The sequence below is a fragment of the Paenibacillus sp. JL3B1040 genome (assembly GCF_057063165.1).
Genome location: NZ_CM169317.1, coordinates 125,162 through 142,704 on the forward strand (window position 1 = coordinate 125,162; position 17,543 = coordinate 142,704).

At 57.4% G+C, this 17,543-nt stretch carries 14 protein-coding genes; 7 read left to right on the forward strand and 7 right to left on the reverse strand.

Annotation, left to right across the window (positions count from 1 at the left end; all coding sequences use genetic code 11):
• Window positions 1-48 precede the first annotated feature (48 nt).
• Both ACZF99_RS00565 and ACZF99_RS00570 read right to left on the reverse strand, forming a co-directional pair.
• Window positions 49-882: a hypothetical protein gene (locus ACZF99_RS00565; RefSeq protein ID WP_483608150.1), complete on the reverse strand. Its 834-nt coding sequence runs from the start codon at window positions 880-882 to the stop codon at window positions 49-51.
• Window positions 883-959: 77 nt separating this feature from the next.
• A complete protein-coding gene (locus tag ACZF99_RS00570; protein WP_483608152.1) occupies window positions 960-2,960 on the reverse strand; it encodes a M1 family metallopeptidase in 2,001 nt (666 codons plus the stop codon).
• A gap of 771 nt (window positions 2,961-3,731) precedes the next feature.
• Between ACZF99_RS00570 and ACZF99_RS00575 the strand changes: the two genes are divergently transcribed.
• Window positions 3,732-4,244 (forward strand): YwhD family protein, encoded by a 513-nt coding sequence (locus ACZF99_RS00575; protein WP_483608154.1) that lies wholly within the window; start codon window positions 3,732-3,734, stop codon window positions 4,242-4,244.
• 174 nt (window positions 4,245-4,418) lie between these two features.
• On the opposite strand, the gene ACZF99_RS00580 is transcribed toward ACZF99_RS00575, so the two are convergent.
• The 4 genes from ACZF99_RS00580 to ACZF99_RS00595 all read right to left on the reverse strand — a co-directional run bounded on the left by ACZF99_RS00580 (window position 4,419) and on the right by ACZF99_RS00595 (window position 9,980).
• On the reverse strand, window positions 4,419-6,656 hold the full coding sequence (locus tag ACZF99_RS00580) for a heavy metal translocating P-type ATPase (RefSeq protein ID WP_483608156.1): 2,238 nt from the start codon (window positions 6,654-6,656) through the stop codon (window positions 4,419-4,421).
• A gap of 4 nt (window positions 6,657-6,660) precedes the next feature.
• Window positions 6,661-7,026 (reverse strand): ArsR/SmtB family transcription factor, encoded by a 366-nt coding sequence (locus tag ACZF99_RS00585; protein WP_483608158.1) that lies wholly within the window; start codon window positions 7,024-7,026, stop codon window positions 6,661-6,663.
• A 101-nt stretch (window positions 7,027-7,127) separates the two neighbouring features.
• The gene (locus ACZF99_RS00590; RefSeq protein WP_483608160.1) at window positions 7,128-7,817 is read right to left on the reverse strand and encodes a DNA-3-methyladenine glycosylase; all 690 of its coding nucleotides are present in this window, start codon (window positions 7,815-7,817) and stop codon (window positions 7,128-7,130) included.
• Between the two features lie 87 nt (window positions 7,818-7,904).
• Window positions 7,905-9,980: a transglycosylase domain-containing protein gene (locus ACZF99_RS00595; protein ID WP_483608162.1), complete on the reverse strand. Its 2,076-nt coding sequence runs from the start codon at window positions 9,978-9,980 to the stop codon at window positions 7,905-7,907.
• Window positions 9,981-10,188: 208 nt separating this feature from the next.
• On the opposite strand from ACZF99_RS00595, the gene speE reads away from it, so the two are divergent.
• From speE to argS, 5 genes are all read left to right on the forward strand, one after another.
• Window positions 10,189-11,016 carry a polyamine aminopropyltransferase gene (speE, locus tag ACZF99_RS00600; RefSeq protein ID WP_483608164.1) on the forward strand — a complete coding sequence of 276 codons (828 nt, stop codon included), beginning with the start codon at window positions 10,189-10,191 and terminating at the stop codon, window positions 11,014-11,016.
• A 14-nt stretch (window positions 11,017-11,030) separates the two neighbouring features.
• Entirely contained in the window at window positions 11,031-11,900 is an 870-nt protein-coding gene (gene speB, locus ACZF99_RS00605) for an agmatinase (RefSeq protein ID WP_483608166.1), read from the forward strand.
• Window positions 11,901-12,034: 134 nt separating this feature from the next.
• A complete protein-coding gene (locus ACZF99_RS00610) occupies window positions 12,035-12,964 on the forward strand; it encodes a hypothetical protein (protein ID WP_483608168.1) in 930 nt (309 codons plus the stop codon).
• Between the two features lie 158 nt (window positions 12,965-13,122).
• Window positions 13,123-13,542, forward strand: coding sequence for a YwiB family protein (locus tag ACZF99_RS00615; RefSeq protein WP_483608170.1), 420 nt, complete (start codon window positions 13,123-13,125; stop codon window positions 13,540-13,542).
• On the forward strand, window positions 13,543-15,222 hold the full coding sequence (gene argS / locus ACZF99_RS00620) for an arginine--tRNA ligase (RefSeq protein ID WP_483608172.1): 1,680 nt from the start codon (window positions 13,543-13,545) through the stop codon (window positions 15,220-15,222).
• Window positions 15,223-15,371: 149 nt separating this feature from the next.
• On the opposite strand, the gene ACZF99_RS00625 is transcribed toward argS, so the two are convergent.
• A complete protein-coding gene (locus tag ACZF99_RS00625) occupies window positions 15,372-16,520 on the reverse strand; it encodes a S8 family peptidase (RefSeq protein WP_483608174.1) in 1,149 nt (382 codons plus the stop codon).
• 425 nt (window positions 16,521-16,945) lie between these two features.
• Between ACZF99_RS00625 and rpoE the strand changes: the two genes are divergently transcribed.
• On the forward strand, window positions 16,946-17,515 hold the full coding sequence (gene rpoE / locus ACZF99_RS00630) for a DNA-directed RNA polymerase subunit delta (RefSeq protein WP_483608176.1): 570 nt from the start codon (window positions 16,946-16,948) through the stop codon (window positions 17,513-17,515).
• Window positions 17,516-17,543: the final 28 nt, after the last annotated feature.

Genomic DNA, 17,543 nt, shown 5'->3' on the forward strand with positions numbered 1-17,543 from the left:
AACGGCGAAGGCCTTGATTTTACTGGGTTTTGGAGGGGTAAAAAAATTTTAACTTTTTCGTGCTTTCGACTGCCAAAGATGAAATTGAGAGGAGACCTTCCAAACTTTAAATGCGCTGCGAAAAAGAGGGTAGATCTGCTGCAGGATAAGGGCCAACAGGCCGGTCCAAAACCAGGAGACCGTCCCGAACAGCAGGAAAAGAAGCACACCAAAAGCCCCGAGAATCGCCGTGATGCCGATCGCTTGCAGGAGGCTCTTGAAGCAGAGCAATAGGGAACTCCAGACGCCGGCTTTAAACAAATAACCGAACTGGGCAAATAACAGGAACTGCCGGATTAACCAGCCATAGATCAACCAGCCCAGCACCAAGCCGATCCCGACGAGCCAGGCCCTAAGCGGGGCTCCTCCTCCCCCCGCCAACTCCGGCCAAAGGGATAGCAGCCGGGGCACAATCCAGAAGGCGGGCAGCATCGTTAGCATAAGCTCCAGTGCGTAAAACAGAATCACCGGCTTGCCGAACTTCTTCATTCCCCGGAAGAGGGGGAAACCCGGGTTTTGTTGATCGGCCGGCGTGAAGCCGTAGAAGATCCCCGCTTGAATCAACGGGGTCAGGATCATGCGGACAACCGCCATTCCCCCCAGTAGCCAGCAATATAACCGAACATCCGGATTGCTCCATAAATTGATTTGCCCTTCCAGCAGGAACAGAATTTGCGACAGCGCGGTAGGCGGCGGGTTGGGATATCTTTGCAGCAGCGCGGTAACGGCCGTATCGACCAGCCGGTACAGAAACAGTCCCCACAGCAGTTGGTACAGGAACAAGATGATGACCGAGGGAAATTGGCTTTTCAGGGTGGTCCACCCCAAACGAACGAAACTCATTTCTTTCCCTCCTTTAGAGGTGGATTAACAAAGTCTTTTGATCGAGAAGTTCTTCCGAATAAGGAACTGCTGTCGAGCTACCACAGGAATGTCCCCAGTATCGCCTCGAGCAGTTTCGTGACGCTCATGTTGGAGCGGGACAACGTGGTCTCCGGGATTTCCGCCTTCAGGTAGTTGTTGAGATGCATGTTCTCCACCGTTAAGGTGTAATCCGGGTCGATTTGGACCCAAGCCAGAGGCGCTTTATATTGCAGCTTGATTTCGACGCGGGTGTCTACCCCGTTCCACTGCTTGCGCACCGTGTGCCCGTCGGTGAAAGTGAACAGCAGAGGGACCTTCGGGTGAGTCGCCCCTTTGCGGGAAAATACCACACTTGACTCGTATAGGCGGTTCCCCTGTTGGGTGATCGGGGTGACTTGAATCCGGTCTACGGCGAAATCGGCCATTTTGCCGTCGTAGACGTATTGCTGAAAATAAGATTTCCAACTCCGGCTGGTCACTTGCTCGACTACCCGTTGAAAGTCGGCCGTCGTCGGGTGTTTGAACCGGTATTTATGGCTGTATACGCTCATGATCCGTTTCATCGTCTTGCTGCCGACCTGACGCTCGATATCGAGCAGGATCAGTTTGCCGCGGTAATACGCGTTTTTGGCGTAGCCGTTTCCGGAGCCATACTTCCAGGCGTTTTGGGTCAGCGGGGCCGGCGATGTAATCAAAGCGGACTGAATCGGCAGGTTCGGGGCGATCCCGAACTCCTGTTCCATCAGCTTATCCTCCGCGTAGGAGGCAAAGGCCTCGTCCAGCCAGGCTTCCTCGAACTCGTTGTTGGCGATCATCCCGTAGAAAAACTGGTGGGCAATCTCATGGATGACCGTGCGCTCCAGTTCGTCGTAACCGGGCGAATCGCTGGTGGCCCCGAATGCGGTGACCAGGGTCGGATATTCCATGCCGCCCGCACCGTTGCCGCTGGCCGGCGGGACAACGACCGACAACGTGGAATACGGGTAGCGGCCGTACCATTTGCTGTAGTTCGCCAGCGCCACCTTGGCGGCATAGAAGTATCGTTCTTTCAGGTCTTTATGGGCGGGATCGAGATACAGCTTAATGCGCACGCCCGGAACCTCCGCGGAGGAGAAAGGCTCTTCCGCATAGACGAAATCCGGCGAGGCTGCCCAAGCGAAATCGTGAACGTCGTCGGCGTAGAATTGAACGGTTTTCCGCCCTTCCTTCCGCACCGCCTTTTTGGTCTGAAAACCGGTGGCTGCCACGGTATAGGTTTCAGGAACGTTAATCCTCACGCTATAAATTCCGAAGTCGGAGTAAAATTCCGAATTCCCGTGGTACTGATGGAGGTTCCAGCCCTCCGTCGTCCGCCCCCGAGTGCCCACCGGCTCATACACGCTGATTTTGGGGAACCATTGTCCCGCCATGACGAAATCGTCGGCCACACCCATCCGAGCAAAAATTTTCGGCAGCTTTACGGTGAACTTCATTCGCAGCGTCAGGCTTTCGCCGCCTTGGACCGACACGGGTAAACGCACTTTGGCCAAGGTTTTGTCTTTCGTATTGCCGTCATCGGGCTGGACGTATTGAATCCGATGCAACAGGGAAATGCCGTCGGTCGTCCGCAGCTCGGTGATCTCCATGGATCCCCAGCCGTCCTTCGGCATGACGTCGTTCCGCAGCTTCCCGCCCGATTCCTTCATAAAGGTTGTATCCTCGGAGGCAAACGCGTTAGGGTATAAATGCAAATACACTTCGTTGATCGTTTTTTTGCCGGGATGGGTCCAGGTCAGCGTCTCCGAACCGGTCAACGTGCCCGCCTGCTCGTTCAGCGTGACGTCGATGTGGTATTCGACGACCCGATTGCTGAGCACTTCGGCGGTCGGTTGCTGAATGCTTTCGGCTTGCGGCGGTACAGAGGTTTGTCCGTTTTTTTGGACTGCCTTGGGCCCCGCCTTTGCCGGGACGAATGAAGCCATCGAGTCCCCGCCCCCACGCAGGGTCAGCCAGGCGGCTCCGAGGGTGAGGCACAAGGCAAGGATAGAAAGGCCGTAAATCATAGTACGTCGGGTCATACAATGGATACCTCCCGTTGACAAGCATCTACAGCATGTATATGTTTGCAATTGGAAGATTATTAGCTAAAATTGAGAGGTAGTTCAAAAAGAAGGATTTTGATCACGATGTGGTTTCTAGAGGCTGACTCGACATCGAATCTTGGACTCAACCGGGCCCTCCGTTGCTCACGTAGGTTTTGCCTACGCTCCGCTACTCGGTCCCTAGTTTCGTCCAACCTTCTCGGTGCTGAAAAGCCGTCTTTTTGAACTTTGATTAAAATGAAGAGGTAGTTCAAAAAGAAGGATTTTGATCACGATGTGGTTTCTAGAGGCTGACTCGACATCGAATCTTGGACTCAACCGGGCCCTCCGTTGCTCACGTAGGTTTTGCCTACGCTCCGCTACTCGGTCCCTAGTTTCGTCCAACCTTCTCGGTGCTGAAAAGCCGTCTTTTTGAACTTTGATTAAAATGAAGAGGTAGTTCAATAAAGAAGGATTTTGTCACGATGCGGTTTCTAGAGGCTGACTCGACATCGAATCTTGGACTCAACCGGGCCCTCCGTTGCTCACGTAGGTTTTGCCTACGCTCCGCTACTCGGTCCCTAGTTTCGTCCAACCTTCTCGGTGCTGAAAAGCCGTCTTTTTGAACTTTGATTAAAATGAAGAGGTAGTTCAAAAAGAAGGATTTTGATCACGATGCGGTTTCTAGAGGCTGACTCGACATCGAATCTTGGACTCAACCGGGCCCTGAATTCATGAAAGGCAAGGGCGAGGAAAATGGAGGGAATTATGGATCAGACACCGAAATCGGGTAAAAAGATTTTTGCCCTCAATATTATCAGCAATGACGAGAAGAGCAAACATAAAGGATTCGGCGCGGGTTCGATCGATTTGAACAGCATGTCTCCGGTCATTATCGACGGCGATGAGGTGTACATTGACGTCGGGGCGATGCACGCCAAAAGCAAAGTGGAGAAGGGGATTAAATTCTCGACCAACCGCGAGGACGTACCGAACGGCCGTCAAGTCTGGATCGTTTGGGTGGCGGTGGACCGGGGACCGGAAGGGCAGTTTTACGGCGGAATGACGGCCTGCGAGATGTGGATCGATACGGAGGCGCGACGCGGCTGGAAAATACTCGCCGACCATGTGAACAAAATGGATTACGCGCTGAAGCGCAGGGTGATTTTGGACGGGGTGAGCAAGGAACAGAAGGCGGGACTGAAACGGCTGCTGATCGAGACCAACGCAGAATGGTGGGATCGTTCACCGGAAGAACTGAAGGCGGCGCTGGAAGTATAACCGAATAGACGATAAGCAAAACAAGCGACCATCTCGGGGTGTTGAATCCCAGGGAGGGTCGCTTTTTTAACGAGCTTTATGCGATCTGAGCTTGGTATCTGGAGAACCGATTCGCCCTATAGAGTAGTACGCAAGACAACAATCGCCCTCAATCGGTCCCGTCGGGCGTTTGCCTCAGCTTTTAGAAATGGCTTGGACGATAGGCGAGTCCGCGGTTTTGGGATCCTTGCCCAGCAGAATCGTCAGCCCCAGCAGCGTAACGACGATTGTTGCCCCCATATCGGACATGACGGCGATCCATAGCGTTAGCCAACCGGGGATCGTGAGCAGCAGGGCGATCAGCTTCAAGGACAGCGAGAGGCCGATGTTCCAAGCGATGATCCGACTAGCCCGACGGGCGATGCGGATGGCGCGGGGCAACTGGCCGAGATGATCCTGCATCAGCACGATGTCGGCGGTCTCCACGGCGCTGTCGGTACCTTGGCCCATGGCGATCCCGAGGTCGGCGGCGGCCAAAGCCGGCGCATCGTTGATCCCGTCGCCGACCATCGCCACCTTGCCGTGGCCGGCCAGCGCCTGGATGTGCGCGACCTTCTGCTCCGGCAGCAGGCCGGCGTGCCATTCGGTGACGCCGCTTCGGGCGGCGATCCCCTGGGCTGCCGCGGCGTGGTCGCCCGTCAGCATGACGGTGCGGGCGACTCCGGCGCGGTGCAACGCGCGGACGACGTCCGGAGCTTCCGGACGGAGCTCGTCGGCGAGGCCGAACAGGCCCAACACGCGCGCGGATTCCGCGGCGAGCACCACGGTGAGGCCCTCCGCCTTCAGGCGCGCGAGGTCCGCGGCGACGCGCGCCTGCTCCTCGCCGCCGAGGGAGAGCTGCGCAAGCAGCGCTTCGCTGCCGACGAAGCAGCGGATGCCGTCGACCTCGGCGCTCAGGCCAACGCCGGGCAAGGTCACGAGCCCGGCGGGCTGCGGCCGCTCGGTGCCGCCGCTGCGGGTGGCGACGTAGCGTACGACCGCAGCGGCCAGCGGGTGTAGGGAGCCGCTTTCCAGAGCGGCGGCCACCGCATACAACCGCTGCGGATCATACGCGATCTCGCGCTGCACCTCCGGCTGCCCCATCGTCAGGGTACCGGTCTTGTCGAACGCGATCGCGTCCACCTTCCCGAGCTGCTCCAGATGCACGCCGCCCTTGATGAGCACGCCAAGGCGGGCGCAGCGGGTCATCCCGCTGACCAGGGCGATCGGCGAAGACAATACGAGGGCGCAAGGGCAGCCGACGATCAGGATCGCCAGGCCTTCGTAAACCCATTTCATCCAGGGCTGCCCGAACAGCAGCGGCGGCACCAGCATCACCAACGCAGCCAAAATCATAATGGCGGGCGTATACCCCTTCGCGAACCGATCGATGAACAGCTCGGTTGGGGTTTTCTTGTCTTGCGCTTCCTGCACGAGATGCATGATTTTGGCCAGGGACGAGTCCTCATACGGCTTATCGATCCGTACCTGAAGCAGGCCTTCGGTATTGACGCTGCCGCCGAATACCGGCTGTCCGGGCCGTTTCGTTACCGGAATGGACTCCCCGGTAATCGCCGCTTCGTTGACGGCGCTGGTTCCTTCCCGAACGGTGCCGTCCGAAGGGATCTTCTCCCCGGCCCGGACAAGCACCACGTCTCCGACTTTGAGTTGCGTGATCGGAACGACGGATTCCCGCCCGCCCTGAAGCACAACCGCTTCTTTCGGAGCGGCCTCCAGGAGCGAGGACAGGGATCGGCGAGCGCGGCTCATGCCGTAGCCCTCCAGCAGCTCGTTGAGGCCGAACAATATCGCGACTAGCGTTGCCTCTTTCCATTCGCCAATTACTGCCGCACCGGTTAAAGCAACGGTCATCAGCGTATCCATGTTGAACTTCAACCGGATCAGGTTGCGTAGCCCGCGCTGGAAAGTAGAGTATCCGCTGATGACGATGGCCGCTAGGTACAAAGCAATTCGCATCGCGCCCGGAACATCGGGCACAAACGTCACTCCGTACATCGCGGCGGAGAACACCAGCAGCCACAGGCCCAAGCGGCTTTCGTGTTCTTTGGGCTCACCGGTGCGCCCGGTTTCGACGGCGGCTTGGGCTGCAGATCCGACACCCGTCGCAGCCGCCACCTCGTCAAAGCCTGGATCCGATGGAATCAAAGTTGCCCCGTCCCTTTTCAGAATGCGTTCGACCTGCTGCAAATCCACGCCGGGGTCGATCAGCAGGCGCCCGCTATTATATAGAAGAGAGGCATCCTGCCCATGCTCGAGGCGTTGGATTTCCTCCTGCATCTCTCGCGTGCAGTTGGGGCAGGACAGTCCTTGAACGCGATACTCCACGCGACGGCTTCCCTCGGGTTGCCGGTGATTTTCCACAGTCGGATTCATCCGTTCATCGCTCCTTTTGATGCTCCAGTGTCATGGCCACCAACGTTTGAATATGGTGGTCGCTTAACGAGTAGAAGACGTTCTTGCCATCTCTTCGCGATTTGGCGATATGAAGCGACTTCATCTGGCGCAGGTGATGGGAAGCCGTCGCCACCGAGACGTCCAGCAAAGCGGCGATATCGCAGACGCATAGTTCCTGATGCTGCAAATAATATGCGATCTTTACCCGATTCGGATCGGATAAAGCTTTAAACAACTGGACCATTCCGTTAACATCCCGCTCCTCCAGGCTTTCCCGGAGCCCGTTCGTGCGGGAGGGTTCGGTACAATATTGCTCGCATACCTCAGCAGCCTCGACCAAATCGGACATGGATCGCATCCTCCTCTATATTCAAACTTATGTTTGAATGTGTTTGATATCAAGTATAAGTGATTTTTCATAATATTCAAAGAACCTTTTGAATGTTACGGTCAAGCTTCAAAGCCCCCGGGCCAAACTTTGGCCTGCTTGTCGATGACCGACACATAAGGGTTGCCGCGAAAATAAAACCGCCACGGCTTCGCCGCATATTCCTCCGCATAAGCGATGCCGATTCGCGGCGCTTGGACAATCGTCTCTTCCGTCCCCGTTCCCTCCGTCCTCGGCCCGCCTTCCAGCCATAGCTGCCCGCCGGGCTGAACGAGCGGCAGGCCATTCAACGCCTTGCTGATGTCCAGCGCGCGGCACAACTTGCCGGGCCCGCCGGACAAGTCGGCCGGCTTGCGGGCAGCGGTGCCGCGGTTGCGGCGCATCCGCGCTTCGTCCGCCGAAGACAAGGGCTCCACGGCGCGGATCAGCACGGCCTGCGGATCTCCTTCCGCTCCGGTCACGACGTTCAGGCAGTTGTACATGCCGTAGATCAGGTAGATGTAGGCGTTCCCGCCTGGGCCAAACATAATCTCCGTCCGCGCCGTCCGGCGTCCGCCATGAGCGTGGCTGCCCTTATCTTCGATACCACCATAGCTTTCGGTTTCCACGATGCGGCAGCGGATGTCGCCTTCTTCCGTACGGCGAACGAGCGTCTGCCCGAGCAGACGGGGGGCGGCTTCCAGGGCCGTCAATCGATAAAAAGCCGGGGGCAGCGGCGCCCCCGGTTTGATCTGTTCCAAGATAAAGTCCATAGAAAAGGAAGTCTCCTTGATCCAGTTTCAACTTCGGCTTGCTTCCTTTATCGTAAGAGCTTTTGCGTGCGTTGTCCAACCCCCGTGTTAATCCATCCACCAGCGCTTGAGGTCGTTCCACCAAGAGTGGCTTTCCTTCTTCTCCTCCTCGGCCGGAGGCGGTAGCGGATTGGGCTCGCCCTCTCCGTGCGCGGTGCAGAATTCCGTCGGTTCGGTGCCCTGAATGAACACCTCCCGTTTCTTGTCCGGGCAATCCTTGGTCGCCAGCAGCCCCGTCTCGGGGTCGATATACACGCTGACCACGCCGTCGGGGATCGGAAAAATCTTCGGAGGTACCTTTTCCAGCGCCTTCTCCGTGTACTTGGCGAAGATCGGCGCGGCTTTGCGCGACTCCGACGTGCCGAGCGTCTTGCCTTTGTCATAGCCGACCCAAACCGCCGTCGACAGCTCCGGCGTAAAGCCGACGAGCCAGGCGTCCGTGCTGGTCGTCCCGGTCTTGCCGGCGACCGGCCGTTTGATCTCATTCGAGACGCGGTTGCCCGTCCCCCCGGTTTCAAACACGCTTTCCATCAGATGCGTCAGTACGTAGGCGGCAGCGGGCTCGACGACCTGCTCGCCTCGGGCCGGTTTGGCCTCGTACAGCACGCGCCCGCTTGAATCGGTTATTTTCAGCACCGCCACCGGCTTGACGCTGCGGCCCTGGTTGCTGATGACCGCAAACGCCGAGGCCATCTCGAACGGGCTGACCGGCGACGTACCGAGCGCCAGCGACGGGACGGCTTGAAGCGGGCTGGTAATGCCCATTTTTCGCCCCATCTCGATCACCTGATCCGCCCCGACCGTCAGAATCGTATTGACGGCATAAATGTTGTCCGAAGCGGCGATCGCTTGGCGCATATCGATTTCACCCAGATATTTGTCGCCGAAATTTTTCGGGCTGTACGTTTTGCGGTTGTCGTCGTAGTGGAACAGGGTCGGCTGGCTGCTGAACTTGCTGGCGCTGGTCATTTTCCCCGAAGAGAGCGCCGTCAGGTACATAATCGGTTTAAAGCTGGATCCGGGCTGGCGGGTTGAGGCGAATACATGGTTAAATTGGCTCTGCTTGTAGTTCGCGCCGCCAACCATCGCTTTGACGAAGCCATTTCGCGGATCGATGGAGATCAGGGCTGCCTCCAGCTCCGGAGCGTTCGCGAGCTCCGAAGCCACCGCCGCTTCCGCTGCCTGCTGCGCCTCCGGATCCAGCGTCGTGTAGATGTTGAGCCCGCCGTGCTCAAGCAGCATCTCGTCAAACCCCAGCTCGCCAACCACCACGTTCCGGATATAATCGCGGAAATACGGAGCTTTATCGGTGGGGCTTTGCCGTTTCGGCGATTGAAACTTCAGCATGGCTTCGTAAGCCTGATCGGCTTCCCGCTGCGTAATCTCCCCCGTGGCGACCATCGCCGACAGCACGGTCCGCTGGCGGTCCTTGGCGTTCTTCATATGATTAAACGGCGAATAATAGGTGGGCCCTTTTGGAACTCCGGCCAGCATCGCGCTTTCCGCCAGGTTCAAGTCCTTGGCCGGCTTCCCGAAATACATCTGCGCCGCGGCTTCGATACCGTACGCGCCATGACCGTAATAGATCTCGTTCAGGTACATGCGCAGAATGTCATCTTTGGAGTATTTCATCTCCAACTGAGCGGTGTACATCGCTTCCTTGACTTTCCGCGACCAGGTCCGTTCATGAGAGAGGTATAAATTCCGCGCCAGCTGCTGGGTTAAGGTGCTGGCTCCTTGGACAGTGCCCATTTCCTTCAGGTTGACGAGGGCGGCCCGGGCCATCCCTTTCAGATCGAAACCGAAATGGCTGTAAAACTGCCGGTCTTCGGTCGCCAGTGTCGCCTTGACCAGCCAGGGCGAGATGTTCGCCAGCTCGACGCTTTCCCGGTTCTTTCCGCCGTCCGAGAACACGGCGATCGTCTCTCCCCGGCTGTTGATCAACTGGGAGTTCCGGTCCGAGTCGGCGAGGGGCAGCTCCGCTTGGGACAAGTAGAGCAACAGGATGGCGGCGGTGCACAGGCCGAGCAATCCGGCGCCGATCGTCAGCTTGAACAGCAGAAGCCACGGACGGCGGGGTTTGCGTTTATGACGATGTCGGTCACTGCGAACAAGTTTCTGCACGAGGGACTCTCCTTTCCGATCCTAAAACGTATCCGTGCTGCGGTTATCTTCTGTTTAGTATGGGAAAGTTTGGGAGAGATCATTCACGCCGGATGAGGCTGCCGCGCCGATTTCCCGGGAGATGTGTTATTATTTTTTCGTTTGGTACAATATAGGAAATGAACTTTCGACGAAAAGGCGCTGATTACTGGGAAAGAAGGTAGAGAGTATGGAATTATGGTTTACGGAGAAACAAACACCCGTCTTCGGGATTACGGCGAAAATACGCGAGACGTTGGTCACGGAACAGACCGAGTTTCAGGATTTGGCGATGCTTGACACGGAGGAGTTCGGCCGGATGCTTGTTCTGGACGGCATGGTTATGACCACGGTCAAAGATGAGTTTGTGTATCACGAAATGGTGGCGCATCCGGCACTATTCACCCATCCGAACCCCAAGCGCGTGCTCGTGGTCGGCGGCGGGGACGGCGGGGTCATCCGCGAGGTAATCAAACATCCCGAAGTGGAGCAAGCGGTATTGGTGGAGATCGACGGCAAAGTCATCGAATATTCCAAGAAATATTTGCCGGAAATCGCCGGAGAGCTGGATCATCCGAGGGTGGATGTACAGGTGGCTGACGGCTACATGCATATTATTGAGAGCAAAAATCAATACGACGTCATCATGGTCGATTCGACCGAGCCGGTCGGACCGGCGGCGCCTCTGTTCGAACGCGGGTTTTATCAAGGCATTTACGAAGCGTTGAAGGACGACGGCATCTTTGTGGCGCAAACCGACAACCCTTGGTTTAAGGCCGACCTGATCCGGAAAGTGAACAAGGACGTCAAAGAAATTTTTCCGATCGTCCGCGTTTACGGGGCCAACATTCCAACCTACCCGAGCGGGCTGTGGACGTTCACGATGGGCAGCAAGGTCCATGATCCGCTGCAGGTGGACGAAACGGGCATCCCCGAGCTGGATACGAAATACTATACCCCACGGCTGCATAAGGCGGCATTCGTGCTGCCCAAATTCGTGGAAGACCTTGTGAAATAAGGAGGGCCGCGCCGATGAAACTCGATCCCGCCTATTCCGGCAACGTGTTCATTTGCAGCTCAGAGGATTACGCTTCGGCAAAGGCGGTCATTTACGGCATGCCGATGGACTTTACCGTCAGCTTCCGCCCCGGTTCGCGGTTTGGCCCGTCCCGGATTCGCCAAGCCTCGGTCGGTTTGGAGGAGTATAGCCCTTATCTGGACAAAAGCATCCTCGACCTCACCTACTTCGACGCCGGGGACCTGCTGCTTCCGTTCGGCAATGCCGCGCGCAGCCTGGAGATCATCCGCGATTATGTCCGGGGGCTGCTGAATGACGGAAAGTTCCCGTTCGGACTCGGGGGAGAGCATCTCGTCAGTTGGCCGGTTATCGAAGCCATATACGAAAAATATCCGGATCTGGCGCTCATTCACATCGACGCCCATGCCGATCTGCGCGAGCAGTACGAAGGCGAACCCTTGTCCCACTCGACGCCGATCCGGAAGGCGGCGGGGCTGATGGGCGGGAAGAACATTTATCAGTTTGGCATCCGTTCCGGTTCGATCGAAGAGTTTCGGTTCGCCCGCGAAGAGACCCGTTTGTATCCGTTCGACGTGGCCGCACCATTGGAGAGCGCTTTGCCGGAGCTGGGCCGCCGCCCGGTCTACGTCACCATCGACATCGACGTGCTGGACCCGTCCTGCGCGCCGGGAACCGGTACGGCGGAAGCCGGCGGCATCACGTCGCGGGAGCTTCTGCAAGCGGTCCACCTGATCGCCGGCTCGGACGTTCGCGTCGTTGGTTGCGACGTGGTAGAGGTGGCTCCGGTTTACGACCCCACCGAGCAGACGCAAATCGTTGCGGCCAAGTTAATCCGTGAAATGCTGCTTGGGTTCGTGAAATAAATACGACATACGGACTATAAATGACCTGGTAAAATTATGTTAGTATGCATTTATAACATTACTCACTAATGGGATAAGGCGGGATTCTTATCAAAACGAAGAACCCGGCCCGAAGTATGCTCGCGGGCCTAACGATGATCATTGTTGTAATGGTGGCCGGCTGGATCTTTTACGGCCACCCCGATGCTCCATCCGACGTTTCTACGAACGCACCGATCCAAGCGCCGGCCGCGGAACCGGGGGAGGATGCTGTCGGAGAGGGGAATATCGGCGCGGAAGCCGAATCGCCGTATTTACTGGACCATCTTCCCTTTAAGGAGGAAGAAGTTCTGGCGATTGCAGCCGGCGCAAACGGCATCAATGCCGACATTCCGGCGGACCGGCAATTCGCGGTGCTGCAATCGCTGCGCTACACGGATATGAAGAGCGCGCTCGCGGTTCCGATTCCGGCGGCTTCGCGAAAGCCGATCGTGCTGCAATTCAAGCTGACGGATACCCGCTACGAACTGACCTATGATTTGACCGATAACGCCTTTGAGTACCAGGGGCAATATTATTACGCCAACGACCAGGTGCTGCTGCTGATGCAAGGGCTGTTCCGCGAGCGGGAGGAGCTGGCTTCGCTGGATGCGCTGTTGGAACAAGCAAGGGTGGAGCAGGAGCGGGCCGGGACGGTAGATCCGGCTCCGTTGGAGGCGGAGGACGCCTTGGTGGACGGACTTGATTTCGACGGTTGGGAGCGGCGGTTGGCCGAGGCCGGGCCGGAGACCCTCGCTTGGGCGAAGCCGTTTTACGACGACGGCACCGGCCAGGTGAAACAGGCTCGTTTGTTTAAGGACGGGGTGTTGGCTTTGAATCGGATGATCGTCTTTACCCGATCGGAGCATCAAGCGGCGGACGGCGTGAAGACCGGGATCGACACGGACGCCGTCATGGCGAAGCTGGGGCCGGAAGCCCTGAAGCTGGTCAGCCGCTGGAGCTACAAGGTCGGCGATTATTTTCGGTTTCATCTGTATTTTGCGGACGGAAAAGTGAAATACATCGCGTTAAGCCAACCTCTATAAACTACGATGAACCCTATCTTGATCGGGAGAAGGAAGCCGCTGTTGCAGCGGCTTCCTTTTGGATTGCGGGCGCGCCGTTTGGCCGCATGTATTGAATTGCCGGGACGAACTGGCTATAGTAGTACAGTAAGGATCGATGCCGGAAGGAGAATTGCCGTATGCCGGAGACGAAGCCGGTGAGCCTCGTACTGACGAGCCGACAGGGAACGGAGGAAACGGTGCAGCATCTGCGGGGGAATGCCGTTCGCCGGGGCGAGTCTGTGTACATTCGATACGAAGAGCCCGACTCGGGGCCGGATGGGGCAAAGACGCGCACGCTGATTAAAGTGACCGGCGACGAGTTGAAGATCATGCGCCACGGTGGCGTGGAGGCCGAGCAGACCTTTCGCACGGGACGCCGCTTGCCGGGGTTTTACCGCTCCCCGTTCACCCGGTTTAACCTGTCCACCGATACCGTGAAGTTGGAGACCCGGTGGGAGGACACGGTTGGCCAGGTAGCCTGGGAATACGATCTATACGTGTTCGAAGAACTATCCGGACGTTTTGAACTCAGTTTATATATACAGGAGGACGTATAAATGCCACACCATCCGTTGGAACAAATGAACCAGGCGCTGAAGGAAGCGATTTTGGACGCGATCGTATCCGCAGGGCTGGCGCAAAGGGATGAGATCCCGGCCATTGTGCTGGAAGTGCCGAAGGAAAAAGCACACGGCGATTTTGCCACCAATGCGGCCATGCAGCTGTCGCGGATCGCGAAGAAAAACCCGCGCCAAATCGCCGAAGAAATCCTCGGCAAGCTGGATCACGGAAAAGCGGGCATCGAGAAGGCGGAAGTCGCCGGCCCGGGGTTCATCAATTTCACATTAAGCAAGAGCTATCTGTACCCGATTCTGCTGCAGGTGTACCGCGATGGCGAGAACTACGGCCGCACCGGTCTGGGCCAAGGAAAGAAGGTGCAGGTCGAATTCGTCAGCGCCAACCCGACGGGCAGCCTGCACCTCGGACATGCCCGGGGCGCGGCCGTAGGCGACGCGCTGTGCAACGTGCTGGATTTCGCCGGGTATGACGTGACGCGCGAATATTATATCAATGACGCCGGAAATCAGATCGTCAATTTGATCAAATCGATCGAAGCCCGCTACCGCCAAGAGCTTGGACAAGACGTGGAGATGCCGGAGGACGGATACCACGGCGAAGATATCAAAGGATTCGCCAAGGAGCTCGTCGCCGAGCAGGGCGACAAGCTGCTCGCCATGCCGGAGGAAGAACGGACGGCGTTCCTGCGCCAGTTCGGTCTGGACAAAGAGCTCGCCAAAATTCAACGCGACCTGGAGCGCTTCCGGGTTCGCTTCGACGTCTGGTTCAGCGAAACGTCCCTGTACCAGGACGGCCAAGTGGAAGCGTCGCTCGCCGAGCTGCGTGATAAAGGGCAGACTTACGAGCAAGACGGGGCAACCTGGCTGAAAACGACGGAGTACGGGGACGACAAAGACCGCGTATTGGTGAAAAATGACGGTACGTACACCTATTTGACGCCGGACATCGCTTATCACCGCAACAAATATGACCGCGGCTTCGACCGGATCATTAACATCTGGGGCGCCGACCACCATGGTTACATTCCTCGGGTGAAGGCAGCGATGCAGGCGATCGGCAAGGATCCGGAGAAGCTGACCGTGCTGATCGCGCAAATGGTCAGCCTGTTCCAGGATGGCGAGAAGGTGAAGATGTCCAAGCGGACCGGCAAAGCGGTCACCATGGTGGACTTGATGGACGAGGTCGGCGTCGACCCGATCCGCTATTTCTTCACGATGCGCAGCATGGATTCGCATCTGGATTTCGATATGGATCTGGCGATTTCGACTTCGAACGAAAATCCCGTGTATTACGTGCAATACGCGCACGCGCGGATCTGCAGCATTTTCCGCCAGGCGGAGGAGCAGGGGATTCGGGTTCCGGCCGCAGAGAACGTGAATCTCGGCAAGCTGACGGCCGAGCACGAATACGATCTGCTGCGGAAGCTCGGCGAGCTGCCGGAGGAAGTCGGCGTGGCCGCAGAGAATTACGCGCCGCACCGGCTGGTCCGCTATGTGTACGAACTGGCGGCGCTGTTCCACAGCTATTATCGGGCGGAGCGCGTCATTACGGAGGACGCGGAACAGACGGCGGCGCGGCTGGTGCTGCTCGGCGGGGTGCGCATGGCGCTCGCCAATGTGCTCCGCTTGATCGGCGTGTCCGCACCGGACAAGATGTAATTCCCGGGGTTAAGATTCTTTGCTTGGACGCTTTGCATCTTTATCCCGTTTGATCAGGAAGGTCATCCCGCTCCCTTAACAAAAGGGATCATCGCGCTAAGTGAGGGTCAGCGACGACCAGTCCCAAGTTAAGCGTTGCCGGGGTTCGGCTAGCTGCGGCGTCCCGGCTTGGCGCGCAGCAGGCGCGCCGCGCTCAGCTCGCCCGCGCCGCCGCCTTTGGCCTTGGCCGCAGTGCCGGGCAGCGGCTTGGCGGTGCGGCGCAGGCGCCGCTTGATTTCGCCCGGCTTCAGATCCGGCTTCATCGCCAGCAGCAAAGCGACGGCGCCGCTGACGTGCGAAGTTGCCATGGAGGTACCGCTCATTTCGCGGTAGCCTCCGCCCAGCCAAGACGAGCTGATTTTTTCTCCGGGGGCGTAAATATCGATATTGGGACCGTGGTTGCTGAAGGAGGCGATTTTGCCGTCCTTGCCGGTCGCGCCTACAGAGATGGTTTGCGGGTAACGCGCCGGGAAATCGGCGCCGCGGCCCTTTTTGTCGTTTCCCGAGGAGGCGACGACCACGATCCCCGCGTTATGGGCTTTGCGGATGATGTTTTGCAACGAGGCGCTGTTGCTTTTCATGCCGAAGCTCATATTTACGATGTGCATCCGGTTGCGTACGCACCAGTCGATGCCCAAAATAATGTCGGAAACAAAGGCGGAGCCGTTATGGTCAAACGCCTTAACCGGAAAAATCAAGGACCGGGGGGCGACCCCCATCATCCCTTGCGATCCGCCGGAGGCGGCGATCGTTCCGGCGATATGCGTACCGTGTCCGTTATCGTCGTACGGAAGGCTGATCCGATTCAGCAGATTGATCCCCCGGGCCAGGGAATGGCGAAGATCCGGGTGGCTGAAATCGGCCCCCGTATCGATGACGCCGATGCGAACCCGGTAGCCAGTGGATACGGACCAGGCTTCCGGGGCGCCGATTCGCCGTACCCCCCAAGGGATCACGGTGTTTTGCCCCTTATTGGCCGGGGCCGGGCTGTGGACGCTGACGATGCTGTCTTCTTCGATCCGAAGGCCGAAGCGGGAGCGGGCGGTTTCCCCCCGCAGTCCGAGGGGACAGATAAGCGCCTGCAGCAGCGATGAGGCGCGGATATGCCGCAGCGCGGGATGCTGGCGCTTGTGCTTGAACAATTGGCGTACGCATTCGGCGAAATCGGCCGAGTGCGCAAAGCGGAGGATGATACGACCGCTTTTTCCGGAGGTGTCGACATGATCGTTCAAATACCTGAGGAATCCGGAGTAGTCCATGTATAAGTAGCCCCTCCTACGAAGCGTGTTGCAGTATAGTATGACTTTCCTTTTTTTCTTGAATGGGGAAGCGGCCCTGTTTTGCGGAAATGGGCCCGGCATCCCGTTTTTGGCTCCAATACAGCGTGTCAAAGTACAAATCTGGACATAGGATGAAGGGAAGGCCTTACGGCTTTCGCCAAACCTAGGAGAGGGCCAGGGCCTTCTTTGGGGAAGGATACAGTCAAGGAGCGGGGAACCGGGGGTTCTCCGCTCCTTCCCTTTTGCCGGGGGACTTTGGTGTACTTTTAAAACTTGCAATTTGGTTCCAAATAGGTTTTACTAAGGTGTGATATGGATATGTTAGTGAAGGAAACCGGTCCTATGGATAGGGTTTCGTCTTTGCTTTATAGTGAACTATTTGCGTGAGAGGAAGTGTCCGTAACGTGAGTACCCCGCTGAATTTGAAAATCGACCCGGAGAAGGTCCAGGAAATCCCGATGGTCGACTTGGCCTTTATGATCTTGAAAGCGGCGAATACGCCGTATTACTACCGAGACCTCATGAATGAGGTTGCCCGGCTTCGCGGCATGACCGAGGACCAAATTAACGAAGCGATTGCGCAGCTTTATACGGAAATAAATATCGACGGACGGTTTGCCTGCGTCGGCACCAACCTGTGGGGCCTGAAGCGCTGGTATCCGATCGAGCGTTCGGAGGATCCGGTCGGTAATTCCAAACGTCCGCGCATCATTAACGATGACGACGATGATCTGGAGGACGACGATTTCGTGGAAGAGGACGATACGTACGTATCTGACGACGAAGAGGATTACGATGCGATCGACGAGGACTCCGACGAAGAGCTGTTCCCGGATGACGACGAGGACGATGTGGAAGACGTCGAAGAAGATGAATTGCTTCCGGACGAGGAGTTGGAAGAAGACGACGAACTCGCCGAAGAAGAGGAAGATTTGGATTCCGGCGAAGATTACGACAATGGCGACGAAGATTAAGCCGCCCCGGAATCGGTTTTGCAGTTGT

What these genes read in the sequence shown, in the direction of transcription:
- ACZF99_RS00565 (WP_483608150.1), bottom strand. Translation starts at nt 882, where the DNA reads ATGAGTTTCGTTCGTTTGGGGTGGACCACCCTGAAAAGCCAATTTCCC.
- ACZF99_RS00570 (WP_483608152.1), bottom strand. Translation starts at nt 2,960, where the DNA reads ATGACCCGACGTACTATGATTTACGGCCTTTCTATCCTTGCCTTGTGC.
- ACZF99_RS00575 (WP_483608154.1), top strand. Translation starts at nt 3,732, where the DNA reads ATGGATCAGACACCGAAATCGGGTAAAAAGATTTTTGCCCTCAATATT.
- ACZF99_RS00580 (WP_483608156.1), bottom strand. Translation starts at nt 6,656, where the DNA reads ATGAATCCGACTGTGGAAAATCACCGGCAACCCGAGGGAAGCCGTCGC.
- ACZF99_RS00585 (WP_483608158.1), bottom strand. Translation starts at nt 7,026, where the DNA reads ATGTCCGATTTGGTCGAGGCTGCTGAGGTATGCGAGCAATATTGTACC.
- ACZF99_RS00590 (WP_483608160.1), bottom strand. Translation starts at nt 7,817, where the DNA reads ATGGACTTTATCTTGGAACAGATCAAACCGGGGGCGCCGCTGCCCCCG.
- speE (WP_483608164.1), top strand. Translation starts at nt 10,189, where the DNA reads ATGGAATTATGGTTTACGGAGAAACAAACACCCGTCTTCGGGATTACG.
- speB (WP_483608166.1), top strand. Translation starts at nt 11,031, where the DNA reads ATGAAACTCGATCCCGCCTATTCCGGCAACGTGTTCATTTGCAGCTCA.
- ACZF99_RS00610 (WP_483608168.1), top strand. Translation starts at nt 12,035, where the DNA reads ATGATCATTGTTGTAATGGTGGCCGGCTGGATCTTTTACGGCCACCCC.
- ACZF99_RS00615 (WP_483608170.1), top strand. Translation starts at nt 13,123, where the DNA reads ATGCCGGAGACGAAGCCGGTGAGCCTCGTACTGACGAGCCGACAGGGA.
- argS (WP_483608172.1), top strand. Translation starts at nt 13,543, where the DNA reads ATGCCACACCATCCGTTGGAACAAATGAACCAGGCGCTGAAGGAAGCG.
- ACZF99_RS00625 (WP_483608174.1), bottom strand. Translation starts at nt 16,520, where the DNA reads ATGGACTACTCCGGATTCCTCAGGTATTTGAACGATCATGTCGACACC.